General features: G+C 35.2%; 16 protein-coding genes. 15 read left to right on the top strand and 1 reads right to left on the bottom strand.

Annotated features, from left to right (window positions below; translation table 11 throughout):
• Nucleotides 1–159: 159 nt before the first annotated feature.
• From BN55_RS08520 to BN55_RS08495, 6 genes are all read left to right on the top strand, one after another.
• Nucleotides 160–381, top strand: a complete 222-nt coding sequence (locus BN55_RS08520; protein WP_008471721.1) for a hypothetical protein — start codon at nt 160–162, stop codon at nt 379–381.
• Nucleotides 368–547 (top strand): hypothetical protein, encoded by a 180-nt coding sequence (locus tag BN55_RS08515; protein WP_008471719.1) that lies wholly within the window; start codon nt 368–370, stop codon nt 545–547. The genes BN55_RS08520 and BN55_RS08515 overlap by 14 nt, the downstream gene beginning before the upstream one ends.
• Complete coding sequence (locus tag BN55_RS08510; protein ID WP_008471718.1) at nt 522–1,037, top strand: hypothetical protein; 516 nt, start codon at nt 522–524, stop codon at nt 1,035–1,037. The genes BN55_RS08515 and BN55_RS08510 overlap by 26 nt, the downstream gene beginning before the upstream one ends.
• Before the next feature lie 38 nt (nt 1,038–1,075).
• The gene (locus BN55_RS08505) at nt 1,076–2,158 is read left to right on the top strand and encodes a GH25 family lysozyme (RefSeq protein ID WP_008471717.1); all 1,083 of its coding nucleotides are present in this window, start codon (nt 1,076–1,078) and stop codon (nt 2,156–2,158) included.
• A 221-nt stretch (nt 2,159–2,379) separates the two neighbouring features.
• Nucleotides 2,380–2,937 (top strand): peptide-methionine (S)-S-oxide reductase MsrA, encoded by a 558-nt coding sequence (gene msrA, locus BN55_RS08500; protein ID WP_008471716.1) that lies wholly within the window; start codon nt 2,380–2,382, stop codon nt 2,935–2,937.
• 61 nt (nt 2,938–2,998) lie between these two features.
• Nucleotides 2,999–3,877, top strand: coding sequence for a YitT family protein (locus tag BN55_RS08495; RefSeq protein WP_008471715.1), 879 nt, complete (start codon nt 2,999–3,001; stop codon nt 3,875–3,877).
• Nucleotides 3,878–3,954: 77 nt separating this feature from the next.
• Here BN55_RS08495 and BN55_RS08490 read toward each other — a convergent pair whose 3' ends face one another.
• On the bottom strand, nt 3,955–4,797 hold the full coding sequence (locus BN55_RS08490; protein ID WP_008471714.1) for a pyruvate, water dikinase regulatory protein: 843 nt from the start codon (nt 4,795–4,797) through the stop codon (nt 3,955–3,957).
• A gap of 150 nt (nt 4,798–4,947) precedes the next feature.
• Here BN55_RS08490 and rpsU point away from each other — a divergent pair, with 150 nt between their 5' ends.
• From rpsU to dnaG, 9 genes are all read left to right on the top strand, one after another.
• Nucleotides 4,948–5,124: a 30S ribosomal protein S21 gene (gene rpsU, locus BN55_RS08485; RefSeq protein WP_002880182.1), complete on the top strand. Its 177-nt coding sequence runs from the start codon at nt 4,948–4,950 to the stop codon at nt 5,122–5,124.
• Between the two features lie 99 nt (nt 5,125–5,223).
• On the top strand, nt 5,224–5,667 hold the full coding sequence (locus BN55_RS08480) for a GatB/YqeY domain-containing protein (RefSeq protein WP_008471712.1): 444 nt from the start codon (nt 5,224–5,226) through the stop codon (nt 5,665–5,667).
• A gap of 70 nt (nt 5,668–5,737) precedes the next feature.
• Nucleotides 5,738–6,646, top strand: coding sequence for a PhoH family protein (locus BN55_RS08475; RefSeq protein ID WP_050999557.1), 909 nt, complete (start codon nt 5,738–5,740; stop codon nt 6,644–6,646).
• Complete coding sequence (ybeY, locus tag BN55_RS08470) at nt 6,646–7,173, top strand: rRNA maturation RNase YbeY (RefSeq protein ID WP_008471710.1); 528 nt, start codon at nt 6,646–6,648, stop codon at nt 7,171–7,173. The genes BN55_RS08475 and ybeY overlap by 1 nt, the downstream gene beginning before the upstream one ends.
• A gap of 67 nt (nt 7,174–7,240) precedes the next feature.
• Nucleotides 7,241–8,143, top strand: coding sequence for a GTPase Era (gene era, locus BN55_RS08465; RefSeq protein ID WP_008471709.1), 903 nt, complete (start codon nt 7,241–7,243; stop codon nt 8,141–8,143).
• Nucleotides 8,143–8,895: a DNA repair protein RecO gene (gene recO / locus BN55_RS08460; RefSeq protein ID WP_008471708.1), complete on the top strand. Its 753-nt coding sequence runs from the start codon at nt 8,143–8,145 to the stop codon at nt 8,893–8,895. Before era ends, recO begins: the two co-directional genes overlap by 1 nt.
• Before the next feature lie 252 nt (nt 8,896–9,147).
• Nucleotides 9,148–10,065 carry a glycine--tRNA ligase subunit alpha gene (gene glyQ / locus BN55_RS08455; RefSeq protein ID WP_008471707.1) on the top strand — a complete coding sequence of 306 codons (918 nt, stop codon included), beginning with the start codon at nt 9,148–9,150 and terminating at the stop codon, nt 10,063–10,065.
• The gene (gene glyS / locus BN55_RS08450) at nt 10,058–12,130 is read left to right on the top strand and encodes a glycine--tRNA ligase subunit beta (RefSeq protein ID WP_008471706.1); all 2,073 of its coding nucleotides are present in this window, start codon (nt 10,058–10,060) and stop codon (nt 12,128–12,130) included. Before glyQ ends, glyS begins: the two co-directional genes overlap by 8 nt.
• A gap of 16 nt (nt 12,131–12,146) precedes the next feature.
• Nucleotides 12,147–13,964 carry a DNA primase gene (dnaG, locus tag BN55_RS08445; RefSeq protein WP_008471705.1) on the top strand — a complete coding sequence of 606 codons (1,818 nt, stop codon included), beginning with the start codon at nt 12,147–12,149 and terminating at the stop codon, nt 13,962–13,964.

Here is a 13,964-nt window from a genome sequence, read left to right as displayed (position 1 = left end):
CGAACATTGCTAGTAATTTGTGGAGGAATTGTATTAGGACTAGCTGGTTTACAGTTAGGACATATCTTGTTTACATCAGAATTCAGAATGGGGCATACCGTCATTGGAGATATAGTCCTATTTTTATTGATTTTGCATGTAGCTCACGACCGGTAGGAGGTGTTTCGCTTGCATTTAGATTTAATTATTGGTGCAGCAAGTACTTTGCTTGGCGTACTGATAACAGCTTATAACGCATACTACAAAAACAAGCGAGATACTTTCCAAGATATTATCCAAGAACTTAAGAGTGAACGTGATGATTACAAGAATCAGGTTAAGCATCTTCAAGAAGAGAATGAAGTTTTACGAAAGGAATTATTGAAAAATGAAAAACATTAACACACGCGTTATGGATTACGTAGTTTTATTCCAAGACCATAAGATTGAAATTGACCAAGTACCAGAAGACATTAAGAATGATGTTGTTGAAATTGCAAGCTATTTGCAACATGGCGATATCAAGAAAGACGGTGTAAGTCATGAATCAAACGGACTTAACGATTAATACTATTTGGGCATTTGTAATTATTCTAATGACAGCTACAGGTGCTTTTTATTTGCACTCAAAAACAAAGATTGAAAAGCTAAGAATCAAGCATCCTAAAATGGCCGACGTCTTTGATTTTGTCGGCACGCTAGCTTTAAGAGCTTCTAACTATCAAGCATCCATTGATGATAAAGATGGAGCTACCAAGCTAAATGACGCTACAGATGAAGTTTATAAGCAGATCAAGGTTTTGTATCCTCAATTGACCATTGATGAAGCAACTGTAAGAAATTTTGTGCAACACGCTTATGATGAAGTAGTTAAGGATTCAAGCACAGCTGATGCTAAGCCAGTTGAAAAAATTGAAGTTCCTAAGGTTACCGCTCCTATTGTGGCTTCAAAACCAGAACCTAAAGGGCAGGAGGCTAAGCCATCAGTTTCTACACCGGTTACCCAACCAGTAGAAAAAAATGAAAGTGAGGACGTCTTAGATGACCTACACTTATAATCAATATATTTTTGATTCCTTTAGAAAGGAGCGTAAAAATGGTAAGACAGTTCGGAGCGGACGTATCAAGCAACAATCCACCAAACGTAAATAATTACGCCAGATTCGGTTCTAAGTTTGTCATAGTTAAATTGACCGAAGGCACCACTTACCGCAATCCTAGCGCAAAACAGCAGATTGCTAGCGCTATTGCAAGCGGACAGACGCCACATGGATATTTCTTTGCTGTGTTCTCTGATAATAGTTATTTGGCACAACTTAATGCTGAACTTGCCATTTATCAAGCTAAGGCTTTAGGTTTGCCAGCTGGATCTATTCTAGCTACCGACTGGGAAGTAGGAGATGGCAATGAAGTGACAGGACCTGTTTCAGCTAATACACAAGCTATCTTAGTGTCTATGCGTATGATCCAAAAAGCCGGATATAGACCAATGCTTTACTCGGGAGCTTATAATCTAAAAAATCGGGTAAATACGTCCTTAATTTTGAAAGAGTTTCCTGACTCACTGTGGGTAGCAGCTTATCCGTTAGGCAACGGCACGGCTGTATCGCAACCTGATTTCAGCTGTTTTCCATCAATGGACGGAGTAGCCATTTGGCAGTTTACTGATAATTGGTGCAACCAAGGTGTAGATGGAAATATTGCTTTAATGGATTTTTCTAAAGTTAAGAGTGAGGAGGTAGATGACGAATTGAATTGGCATCCACAAGTTAAGTATAATGAACTAGGACAGTTTAAAATTAATCGTCCCAACGGTGCAGACTTATATGAAGACGCATCCCTTAAAAAGGTAGTAGGGCATCGCCCCAACGGCGCTACATTTAAGATTAACCGTGCTAAAGACGGTGCGGTATGTGCTGGTACTAATCAATGGTTTAATCAAGCTGATGGATTGACTAAGATTAACCCACTAGCAGTTAATCCATATGGCAAGGGCATTGCTCAAATAACTGCAGATAATGCGTGGACTCAAAATAATGCTAAACCTGACACTGGTGTCAAGCATCTTGAAAAAGGATCTACTTGGCACGTACTAGGTAGATCAGGCAAGTACTTGCTAATTGGCAACGAACAATCAGGTAAATTTGTAGATGGCGATAAGGCGACCATTGTTTTATAGAAAGGTTAAAAGACCCACTCTGGAGTTAATTCTCTGGAGTGGCTTTTTTTGTTTGTATGTATCTAATAAATAGGAAGAAAAAGATTAAAATAGTTGTTTAAATTATTAACAATCGTTAATATTGAAACAGATAGAGCGATTTTCACTGATAGTGAATAAATAGTGGAAATATAGTGAAAATAATCCATAATTATTCGAATTTAGAAAGAAGTGCTAATAAAATGAAAGACGTTAAATCCCTTGATAACAATGAAAAGTTGCAGTATGACACAGCTATCTTTGCTGGCGGTTGTTTCTGGTGTATGGTTGAGCCATTCGACAAAATGCCCGGGATCAAAAGTGTGGTTTCTGGTTACACTGGTGGCAAAGTAGCAAACCCTACATATGAGCAAGTCTGTACTGGTGAAACAGGACACACGGAAGTAGTCAAGATTACTTTTGATCCAAAAGTAATGTCTTATGAAAAGCTGCTAAACATTTATTGGCAAGTAACCGATCCAACAGATGCCATGGGACAATTTCAAGATCGCGGAAGCCAATATCAGCCAGTGATTTATTATAATTCGCCTAACCAAAAAGAAATTGCCGAAAAATCTAAAGCGGATTTAGAAAATTCTGGCAAATTTGATCAACCTATTGTTACGCGCATTGAAAAAGCTCAGCCTTTTTATCCGGCTGAAGATTATCATCAAGCCTTTTATAAGAAAAATCCAGCTCGCTATGAATTAGAAGAAATGGGTGGCCGGGAGCAATTTATCAAGAAACATTGGTCAAAATAAGACTTGATAAAATAATTATTTTCTTTACACTAAGAGTATTAAACTTTTAAGAGGAATAAGAATGGGAAAACTTGAGATCCTTGCTCGCCGGCATAATTTAATATCAAAAATTTCAGCGGCATTCTTTTATGCTTTAGCAGTTGCGGTTGCTTTGAACTTCTTCTGGGAGCCTGGTAAGATTTACGCTTCTGGTATAACTGGTTTCGCGCAGATTTTGCAATCAGTATCGTCGCGCTATCTTCCGTTTACATTAACGACATCGGTCATGTATTTTGTTTTGAATATTCCTTTATTTATTTTGGGATGGTTTAAAATTGGTCATAAGTTTACTTTCTTTACTTTAATTGCCGTCTTGTTAGGTTCAATTATGATGAAGGTAATTGCGCCAATTAAAATGAGCTATGATCCAATCATTTGTGCACTATTTGGTGGCGTTGTTAACGGCGTAGGCACAGGGATTGCTTTAAAGTCTGGTATTTCAACTGGCGGACTTGATGTATTAGGGATTATTTTAAGAAAAAAAACTGGTAAAAGCTTCGGTCAAATCAATATTTTCTTTAACTTAATTATCGTTATCTGTGCTGGATTTGTTTTTGGTTGGTCACGAGCTTTATATACGGCACTTAATATTTTTGTCAATGGACGAGTAATTGATGCAGTTTATACGCAGCACCAAAAAATGCAGGTTATTATTGTTACAGAGCATCCAAAACATATTATCGAAGGTATTCAGCGAACGATGCACCGGGGAATTACTATTTTGCACGATGCTGAAGGTGCTTATAGTCATACTGAAAAAACTGTGTTACTTACAGTAATTGACCGTTACGACATGTATGATATTTATAATATTGTTTTGAACAATGATCCATATGCATTTATGAGCGTTAGCGAAGTTAATAAAGTCTATGGACGTTTCAAGGAAAGAAAACCAGTTTAGTTTTTAATAGAATTCAAAAAAGGATGAGATCAGCCAAAAACTGAATCTCATCCTTTTAATATTGTATTATTTATAATTTATTTAGCGTAATCATCGATTCCTAAGTGTTCTAAAATTAATGCTGCAGTTTCTTCAATAGAGCGGTGGGCAACATTGATTACGTAACAGCCTAGCTTGTCGTAAAGCTTTTGGGCTGATGCTAATTCTTTATTAATTGAGTCCATGTTGGAGTAAGTAGTATCTGGATTTAATCCGTAAGAAATCATTCTTTGTCTTCTGATCTCATTTAATACTGATGGATCATTGGTTAAACCGATAATCTTTTTCGGATCAACTTTGTAAATTTCTTCTGGAATATGAGTTTGTGGTACAAGTGGTAAGTTAGCTACTTTTAAGTTTTTGTTTGCTAAAAATAGTGAAAGAGGGGTCTTAGAAGTTCTTGATACACCGAGTAAAACTACGTCGGCTTCTAAAAATCCCTTGGGATCTTTACCGTCATCGTACATAACTGCAAATTCCATAGCAGAAATTCGGTCAAAGTAGTTTTGACCCATTTGGTGTACAGCACCGATTTCATGTTTCGGATCAACTCCGGTAATTGCGTGAATATTATCAATAACTCCAGAAAGCAAGTCAACATATTTAATGTCATGTTCACGAGAAAACTTAATTACTGCTAATTGTTGCTCTTCAGTAACTAAAGTAAATGCAATCATTAAGTTGTCCAAATCTTTAATTTCATCAAAAACTTTTTCAAGTTTTTCTTTATTAGTAATAAAAGGATAGCGACGATAATTAAAGTTTACTTCTGGATATTGAACAGCTCCGGCTTGCACCATGTTGAATGCAGTATCGCCTACAGCGTCAGAAATAATAACTAGATTAACAGTCTGTTTGTAAGTCTTTTCTTGATCAGTCATATTTTCACCTCATGAATTATTTACTCTAATTATATAATATTTCTTCAAGAAAAGTGACATGGACTATTGACCAGCTTTTTTAGGTTAGCTATAATTAGACTATATTGTTGTGGCACGACTGTGCCAAGAAATGGAAGGAGGGATCTCACTATGGCTAAGACAATCGTTCACGAAAACGAGTCTATTGATGATGCTCTTCGTCGTTTCAAACGTTCCGTTTCTAGAAGTGGTACTTTACAAGAATACCGTAAACGTGAATTCTACGAAAAACCTAGTGTTCGCAGAAAGTTAAAATCAGAAGCTGCACGTAAGCGTAGACATTATTAATAAAAATTGCTCTGGTAGATTTAATCTAACCAGAGCTTTTTTTATTATATAAAAATTGTACAATGTAATAGAATAGTAAGAGAAAGGAATTATTAAAAGATGTCATTAAACGATACTTTGATGCAAGATATGAAAAAAGCTATGAAAGAAAAGGACAAAGAAACTTTAACAGTTGTTCGTTCTTTGAAAGCTGCTTTAATGAATTACAAGATTAAGGCTGGACACGATTTAACTGATGAAGATGATTTGAGCGTTCTTTCAAGTGCTTTAAAGCAAAGAAAAGAATCTTTAGAAGAATTCACTAAAGCAAAGAGAGATGATTTGATTGCTCAAACAAATAAAGAAATCGAAATCATTGAAAAGTACATGCCAAAGCAAATGACTAGTGAAGAATTAGAAAAAACAGTCGAAGAAACTATTGCACAAGTTGGTGCAAGTTCGAAGAAAGATTTTGGAAAAGTTATGCAAGCTTTAATGCCTAAAATTAAAGGTAGAGCTGATGGTAAAGCTGCTTCAAGTATTGTAGGCAAAAAGCTCAATTAGTTATTAATGGAGGTTCTGTTTGGAAGAATCTGTTGAAGCCGTTTTTACTCCAACTAAGCCAGAAAATATTATGAACTTAGTCGGAATTAACGATGCAAATTTAAAATTATTAGAAGAATCATACGATTTAAAAGTTACTGATACTGGTAGCGAGATTGAAGTTAACGGCCCTAAAGATGCTGTGAAAAAGGCTCTTGATGTTTTAACTGCCCTTGATAAAGTAGTGACTAAGGGAATTTCTATTACAGCTACAGACGTTGTAAGTGCCGTTAAAATGGCTGATAAAGGAACGCTTGAGTTCTTTGGTGAATTTTATAATAAGATCTTGATTAGGGATGCCAAAGGCCGTCCAATTCGTGTTAAAAATATGGGGCAAAAGCGCTACATTGAAGCAATTAAGAAAAATGACGTCGTCTTTGGAATTGGACCTGCTGGTACTGGTAAAACATTCTTAGCAGTGGTTATGGCAATTGCGGCTTTTAAAAAAGGTGAAGTTTCAAGAATTATTTTGACCCGTCCGGCAGTTGAAGCAGGAGAATCTTTAGGATTTTTACCAGGAGATCTGAAAGAAAAAGTTGATCCATATTTAAGACCAATTTATGATTCTTTGTATGCTATTTTAGGAATTGATGCGACTAACCGTTTAATGGAACGCGGATTAATTGAAGTAGCTCCTTTAGCATATATGCGTGGTCGAACTCTAGATGATGCTTTTGTAATTTTGGATGAAGCTCAAAATACAACTCAAGCACAAATGAAGATGTTTTTAACTCGTTTAGGTTTTAATTCAAAAATGGTTGTTAATGGAGATCAAACGCAAATTGATCTACCTGGTAAAGCTAAGAGTGGCTTATTGCAAGCTGAGCATATTTTAGCTAATATTGATCAAATTAAATTTGTAAACTTTACTTTTAATGATGTTGTGCGTCACCCAGTTGTCGCTAAGATCGTTAGAGCTTATGAAGAAGAGGGACATTAGTGGAAGATTTAGAAATTTCTTTTAATGATGAAATTGGATTTTTAAAAGATAAAAGTTGCGATTGGCAAAAATGGATCTTAGATTTACTTTTATCCGCTAAGAAGGCTATTAATAAAGATAATCAACAAGAAATTAGTATAAATTTTGTTTCTAGCGACCGTATTCATGAAATTAATAAAAAATATCGTGGTAAAGATCGTCCAACTGATGTAATTTCATTTGCGATTGAAGATGGCGAAGATAGCGATTTAATGGCACAATTTCTTGATGATCCCGACTTTATCGAAGATATTGGTGATTTGTTTATTTGTATTGAAGTTGTTAAAAAACAAGCCGTTGATTATGAAACAGGATTTAATCGTGAATTTGGCTATACGTTAGTTCATGGCTATCTTCATTTAAATGGTTATGACCATATTGAAGATTCGGAAGCTAAAGAAATGTTTGCCATTCAAGGTAAAGTTTTACGCGAATATGGGTTGCCACTTCACCCAAATCAAGAAACTCACGGCAAACAAATTCATTAAATTTTTAAGTACCGTATTTTCTTGTAATACGGTATTTTGTTTTCAATAGATAGAAAGAGTAAATAAAATGACTGAAGAATTTAAATCTGGCTTTGTTGCTTTAATTGGTCGTCCCAATGTAGGTAAATCTACTTTATTGAATTATTTAGTAGGTCAAAAAGTTGCTATTATGTCGCCTCAACCGCAAACAACTAGAAACAAGATTTCTGGTGTTTATACCGATGATCATGAACAAATTGTCTTTATTGATACTCCTGGTATTCACAAGCCAAAAAATAAGTTAGACGATTTTATGGACAAGTCTAGCTATTCTGCTTTAGATGAAGTAGATGTTGTTTTATTTATGGTTGAACCAGAAAAAGCAGGTAAAGGCGATCATTACATTGCTGATCTTTTGAAGAAAATTAAAAAGCCAGTATTTTTAGTAATCAATAAAATAGATACAATACATCCAGATAAATTATTAGAAATTATTGATTCTTATAAAGAATTAGGTGATTTTACTGAAATTGTGCCAATTTCTGCTAGCCAAGGAAATAATGTTGATGAATTGATTAAGACAATCACTAAGTATTTACCAGTTGGCCCTCAATTTTATGATGCTGATCAAATCACTGACCGTCCAGAATACTTTATTGTTGCTGAATTAATCAGAGAACAAGTTCTACGTTTGACTCATGAAGAAGTGCCTCATGCAACTGCTGTTGTAGTTGACAGAATGAGAGATCATGAAAATGGTAAATTGCAAATTGAAGCAACAATTTATGTAGAACGTGATGGTCAAAAGGGTATTGTCATCGGAAAAAGAGGTTCAATGCTCAAACAAATTGGAATTGCAGCTAGAAAAGAGATTGAAAACCTTTTAGGTGAAAAAGTAAATCTTCGACTCTGGGTAAAAGTGCAAAAGAACTGGAGATCTGATCCTGCCTTTTTGAAATCAATTGGCTACAATGCTAAGGAATTGCGTTAATGTCTCGTGAATTAATTGATGTTAATGGGATTATTTTTAAAAGAAAAAGATATAAAGAAGCCGATGTTTTATCGAAAGTTCTAACTAAAGAAAATGGGATTTTTACCTTAGATGTTCGAGGAGCCTTACGTCCTAAGTCTAAATTGGGTGCAGCTACTTTGAATTTTTCTTACGGAATTTATACAGTTAATACCTCGCTAAGAGGAATCAGCGGACTAAGAACATTTAAAAACGTTCAGCAATTTGAAAAGATTTATCTAGACATTACTAAGCAAGCTTATGCTAGCTATATCTTAGATCTAGTTGATCATGCTTTTGAGGAGTATCAAGAAATTAGCGATGTTTATGGATTAGTTTTTACTGCCTTAACAAAAATTAATTCTGGTTTTGATGAGGAAATTATCAAGCAAATGATCGAATTAAAAATGCTGAAATATTTTGGGGTAGCTCCGAAATTAGACAGCTGTTTGGTATGTCATAAAACACAAGGAATTTTTGACTTTTCATTAGAAAAAGGCGGAATTGTTTGCAGCGATCATTTTAATCAAGTTCCAGAACGAATGCATTTGAATCCTAAAACTGTTTCTTTAATTAGAACTTTGGCTTTGATTGACATCGATCGCTTGGGTAAGATAAATATTAATCCGACTTTGAAAAATAGTTCCAAAAAAGTTATTGATCGTATGTACACCAGATATTTAGATTTAAATTTAAAAAGTAAGAAATTTCTTGATGAACTTAAGCTCTTTTAGAGTAGAATTTTTTATCAAAAAATGGTAAAATTAACTACGTATTTTGACAAATAAAAAGGAAAAAGAAAGTACTAGTTTAGCGAGTGCAGAACGGTGAAAGTGCATCTAGGAAAAGGCACCTTTTAGTCAAAAGATCGTAATTAAGAGCAGGAAGAATACTTCCTGAATTAGGGTGGAACCGCGAAACAAATCGTCCCTATGCAACTTTTGCATAGGCTTTTTTTATGGCCTATGAAGCGAGGAGAGAAAACTATGTCAGAAAAACTGAGTATCCAGGATATGATTTTTAAATTAGAACAATTCTGGGCTTCTAAAGGTTGTATGATCATGCCTTCATATGATGAACAAAAGGGTGCAGGAACTATGAGTCCGTATACTTTTTTGCGCGCTGTAGGACCTGAACCATGGGCAGCTTGTTATGTAGAACCTTCAAGACGTCCAGCTGATGGTCGTTATGGTGATAATCCTAATCGTTTGTATCAACACCATCAATTCCAAGTTGTAATTAAGCCAGCTCCAGAAGACATTCAACAATACTATTTAGATAGTTTACGTGTTTTAGGTATTGAGCCATTAGAACATGATATCCGTTTTGTTGAAGATAACTGGGCAAACCCATCTATGGGATGTGCCGGTGTTGGTTGGGAAGTTTGGCTTGATGGAATGGAAGTTTCTCAATTTACTTATTTCCAAGTTGTGGGTGAACTAGACGTTAAACCAACAATGAGTGAAATTACTTACGGTGTTGAAAGACTTGCATCTTACATTCAAGAAGTTAACTCTGTATTCGATCTTGAATGGGGCGAAGGCGTCTTATATCGTGATATCTTCAAGCAACCTGAATATGAACATTCAAAATATGCCTTTGAAGAAAGTGATCAAGAACAATTGCTTAAATTCTTTGATATTTACGAAGCAACTGCTAAGCGTCTTTTGAGTCAAAATCTTATTCATCCGGCATACGATTATATCTTGAAATGTAGCCATACTTTCAACTTACTTGATGCACGTGGAGCTGTTTCAGTAACTGAAAGAGCTGGATACTTATCAAGAATTAGAAACTTGGCTCATCTTGCAGCTAAAGGATTTGTTGAAGAACGCGAAAAACGTGGCTTCCCATTATTGAAGCACCAAGAAGATCAAGAGAAAGCTGGGCACGAAAATGACTAAAGATTACTTATTTGAAATTGGTACTGAAGAAATGCCAGCACATGTTGTTTCACGTAGCGTAAAGCAACTGGCTGACAGAACTAAGAAGTTTTTAAAAGAAAATGGTCTTTCTTTTAGCGATATTAAGACTTTCTCTACTCCACGTCGTTTAACTATTTTGGTTAAAGATTTAGCCGAAAAGCAAGACGATATTGATGAAGTTAAAAAAGGTCCTGCTAAAAAGATTGCTCTTGATAAAGATGGCAATTGGAGCAAAGCTGCTCAAGGTTTCGTCCGCGGTCAAGGTATGAGCATAGATGATATTTACTTTGAAGAGCTTAAAGGTACTGAATATGCTTATGTTCACGTCCAAAAAGAAGGTAAAAAATCTTCTGATATTTTGATGAACATGAGTGAAATTGTTAAAGCTATGACTTTCCCAACTAAAATGCGGTGGGGTAGCTATGATTTTGAATTCGTTCGTCCAATTCACTGGATGGTTTCACTTTTTGGTAGTGAAGTAATTCCAGTTAAATTACTTGATGTTACTGCAGGCCGTAAAACTCAAGGACATCGCTTCTTAGGTGATTCTATTGTTTTAGCTAACGCGGATGACTATGAAGAAGCCTTAAAGAGTCAATATGTTATTGCAGATGCTGATGAAAGAAAGGGAATGATTATTAATCAAATCCAAGAATTAGCAGCTCAAAATAACTGGAAGATTAATTTAGATAAGGGATTGCTAGAAGAAGTTACCAACTTAGTTGAATATCCAACTGTCTTTGCTGGAAGCTTTGACAAGAAGTACTTGAATATTCCTGATGAAGTTTTAATTACTTCAATGAAGGATAATCAAAGATACTTTGAAGTTTACGATGAAAATGGTAACTTAATTAACCACTTTATTTCTGTCAGAAACGGAAATAGTGAATATTTGGATAATGTCGTTTCAGGTAATGAAAAAGTTCTTGTTGCCCGTTTGGATGATGCCCAATTCTTCTATGATGAAGATAAGAAATATCCATTATCACACTTTGTAGATAAGTTAAAAGATGTTTCATTCCATGATAAGATTGGTTCAGTTTCTGAACATATGGCGAGAGTTAAGTTGATTGGTAACTTTATTGCTAAAAAGCTTAACTTAAGCGATCAAGAGGTTGCGGACTTTGAACGCGCCGCAGATATCTATAAATTTGACTTAGTTACTGCAATGGTTGGTGAATTTGCAGAACTTCAAGGAATTATGGGTATGCACTATGCAAGATTAGCTGGTGAAGATGAAGCAGTTAGCGCTGCAATTAAAGAAAGTTATATGCCAACTAGTGCTGAAGGTGATTTGCCAGCAACTACTGTAGGTTCGCTTTTATCAATTGCTGATAAGCTTGATACAATTATTACTTTCTTTGCTGCTGGAATGGTACCATCATCATCAAATGACCCATACGCATTGAGAAGAAGTGCTTACGGTATTGTTAGAATTCTTCTTAACGAAGATTGGTCATTATCTATCAAAGAAATATTGCCACAAATCATTGAGATCTTAAATGGCGAAACTAGTGCAAAACTACCAAAAGACCGCAGTGAAGAAAATGAGATTTCTGACTTCATCCGTGATCGTGTAAAGCAATACTTACAAGTTAGCGATTACAAATATGATGTAATCGATGCTGTTTTAGCTTCAAGCCAACAAGATCCAATTCAAATGCTAGCTGCAGCTAAGACTTTGCAAACTCACCACGACGATGCGGACTTTAAGCCAGTTGTTGAAAGTTTGACTCGTATTACTAACATTTTGAAGAAAGCTAAATTTAAAACTAATAACGAAGTGGATGATAGCTTGTTTGATTCACAAAGCGAAGCAGAATTGTTTGCTGGCGTAAATGAATTGCAAGATCAAGAAGATTTAGCTATTAGTGATCTATACAAAGGATTTGTTGAATTACAGCCAGTAATTGATAACTACTTTGAAACTAATATGATTTTAGCTAAGGACGAAAATGTTAAAAACAATCGTTTAGCTCAATTAGCAAAAGTTAATGAATTAGCTGATCGTATGGGTGATTTGAGCCAATTAGTTATTAAATAATCAAAGGAGCATTTAGATGGCAGGTCGTATTCCTGACGAGTTTATCAATGAAGTACGTAACTCTGTCAATATTGTAGATGTAATTAGCCAGTATGTTACTTTAACTAAAAAGGGAAAGGATTATACTGGCTTATGTCCTTTTCACCAAGAAAAAACTCCATCTTTTACTGTCAATGAAGCTAAACAATTTTTTAAATGTTTTGGGTGCGGCAAAGGTGGTAACGTTTTTAAATTTATGATGTATCAGGAGAATCTAACTTTTCCTGAAAGTGTAAAAGCAGTTGCAGATATGGCACATATTAAGATCCCCGAAGGAGTTGGCGGTAAAACCGAGCCCCTTAGTCCATTGAAGAAAATGTACCAGGATGCTACTGAATTTTACCAGCATATTTTATTAACTACGAAAACCGGTGAAAATGCTTTAAAGTATGCCCATGATCGTGAGCTTGATGAAGATTTACTGGAACACTTTAAAATAGGATACGCACCAGATAATGATGGAATTCTATTAACTTTTCTTAAGCAAAAAGGATATGAAGATGATCTTTTAAGAAGAAGTGGCCTTTTTGTGGAGTCAAAAGAAGGAAAGTTATATGATCGTTTCCGTGATCGTTTGATGTTCCCATTAAGTGATGAAGTAGGACGAACTATTGCTTTTTCAGGAAGAAGAATTTCTAATAACTCTGAAATTGCTAAGTATATGAACAGCCCAGAAACTGAAATTTTCACAAAGTCTAAGCTGTTATTTCACTTATCTGAAGCAAAAAAAGCTGCGCGCTCAGAAGGACACTTGATATTATACGAAGGCTATATGGACGTAATTGCTGCTTATAAGGCTGGGATTAAGTCGGGGGTAGCTTCGATGGGAACAAGTTTAACTGATGAACAAGTTTATATCTTAAAGAGAATTACGCCTAATGTAATTATAAATTACGATGGGGATCCTCCTGGTATTCATGCAGCAGAACGAGCTTGTGGTATGTTTCAAAAAGCTAACGGTTTTAATTTAGGAATAGTAGTTTTACCAGAGAATCTTGATCCGGATGAATACGTTAAAAAATACGGTGCTCAAAAGTATCAAGGACAAGTCAAAGCAGCTTTAACTCCAATTGACTTTCTATTAAATAGATTGGCTTTAAAGTTTAATTTGCACAATGATCGAGAAAAATTAAGCTTTATTGATGAAGCAGTTCAATTGATTGCACCATTAAATGATCCGGTTGCTGAAGATCTTTATTTAGGCAAGATTGCAAAACAAACCTCTGTAAGTATTGAATCTTTGAAAGTTTCGGTACTCAGAGCAAGACGAAAATTAAATCGCGCTCGAAATCATCAAAGACAAATGCAACCAGTTGTTGCTCCAACAGATTTTGAAAATAATGAGCCTTCGCAGGCAATCAATGGTCAAGAAGTAGTTGAAACAGCTGAAAATCCGGCATTACGCAGGTTGCTATATCTATTTATTCATAGTGAAGAAGCTCGCAATTACTTATTAGATAAAAACTTCTTATTCCCAGATTCAGCATACGCAAATTTAGCAGAGTTGTGGTTAAAATATTTAGATCAAACATCTACCCCAACTGTACAAGGATTTATAGATTTTGTTCCTGAACAATTTCAAGGTATAATTGTAAGTATGGAGATGGCTGAAATGCCAGAAGATTATTCCAAACAAGAGTTGGATGATCAGCTTCAAGCCTTGGCAAATTCTAAAATTGATGAGCAATTGCATCAATTACTTGATAGTTTGCAAGAAGCACAGATGCGAAATGATGAGCAAGATATGTTGCAAATTACTCAAAAGATTATAGATTTGAAAAGACAAAAATATTAG

The organism is Lactobacillus hominis DSM 23910 = CRBIP 24.179, from assembly GCF_000296835.1.
Lineage (GTDB): Bacteria > Bacillota > Bacilli > Lactobacillales > Lactobacillaceae > Lactobacillus > Lactobacillus hominis.
The sequence above is the reverse complement of the archived record's forward strand: the minus strand, read 5'-3'. Positions and strand labels throughout refer to the sequence as shown.

Bases quoted from the DNA above. Each gene is read 5' to 3' on its own strand.
- BN55_RS08515 (WP_008471719.1), top strand. From the start codon at position 368: ATGAAAAACATTAACACACGCGTTATGGATTACGTAGTTTTATTCCAA.
- BN55_RS08510 (WP_008471718.1), top strand. From the start codon at position 522: ATGAATCAAACGGACTTAACGATTAATACTATTTGGGCATTTGTAATT.
- BN55_RS08505 (WP_008471717.1), top strand. From the start codon at position 1,076: ATGGTAAGACAGTTCGGAGCGGACGTATCAAGCAACAATCCACCAAAC.
- msrA (WP_008471716.1), top strand. From the start codon at position 2,380: ATGAAAGACGTTAAATCCCTTGATAACAATGAAAAGTTGCAGTATGAC.
- BN55_RS08495 (WP_008471715.1), top strand. From the start codon at position 2,999: ATGGGAAAACTTGAGATCCTTGCTCGCCGGCATAATTTAATATCAAAA.
- BN55_RS08490 (WP_008471714.1), bottom strand. From the start codon at position 4,797: ATGACTGATCAAGAAAAGACTTACAAACAGACTGTTAATCTAGTTATT.
- rpsU (WP_002880182.1), top strand. From the start codon at position 4,948: ATGGCTAAGACAATCGTTCACGAAAACGAGTCTATTGATGATGCTCTT.
- BN55_RS08480 (WP_008471712.1), top strand. From the start codon at position 5,224: ATGTCATTAAACGATACTTTGATGCAAGATATGAAAAAAGCTATGAAA.
- BN55_RS08475 (WP_050999557.1), top strand. From the start codon at position 5,738: ATGAACTTAGTCGGAATTAACGATGCAAATTTAAAATTATTAGAAGAA.
- era (WP_008471709.1), top strand. From the start codon at position 7,241: ATGACTGAAGAATTTAAATCTGGCTTTGTTGCTTTAATTGGTCGTCCC.
- recO (WP_008471708.1), top strand. From the start codon at position 8,143: ATGTCTCGTGAATTAATTGATGTTAATGGGATTATTTTTAAAAGAAAA.
- glyQ (WP_008471707.1), top strand. From the start codon at position 9,148: ATGTCAGAAAAACTGAGTATCCAGGATATGATTTTTAAATTAGAACAA.
- glyS (WP_008471706.1), top strand. From the start codon at position 10,058: ATGACTAAAGATTACTTATTTGAAATTGGTACTGAAGAAATGCCAGCA.
- dnaG (WP_008471705.1), top strand. From the start codon at position 12,147: ATGGCAGGTCGTATTCCTGACGAGTTTATCAATGAAGTACGTAACTCT.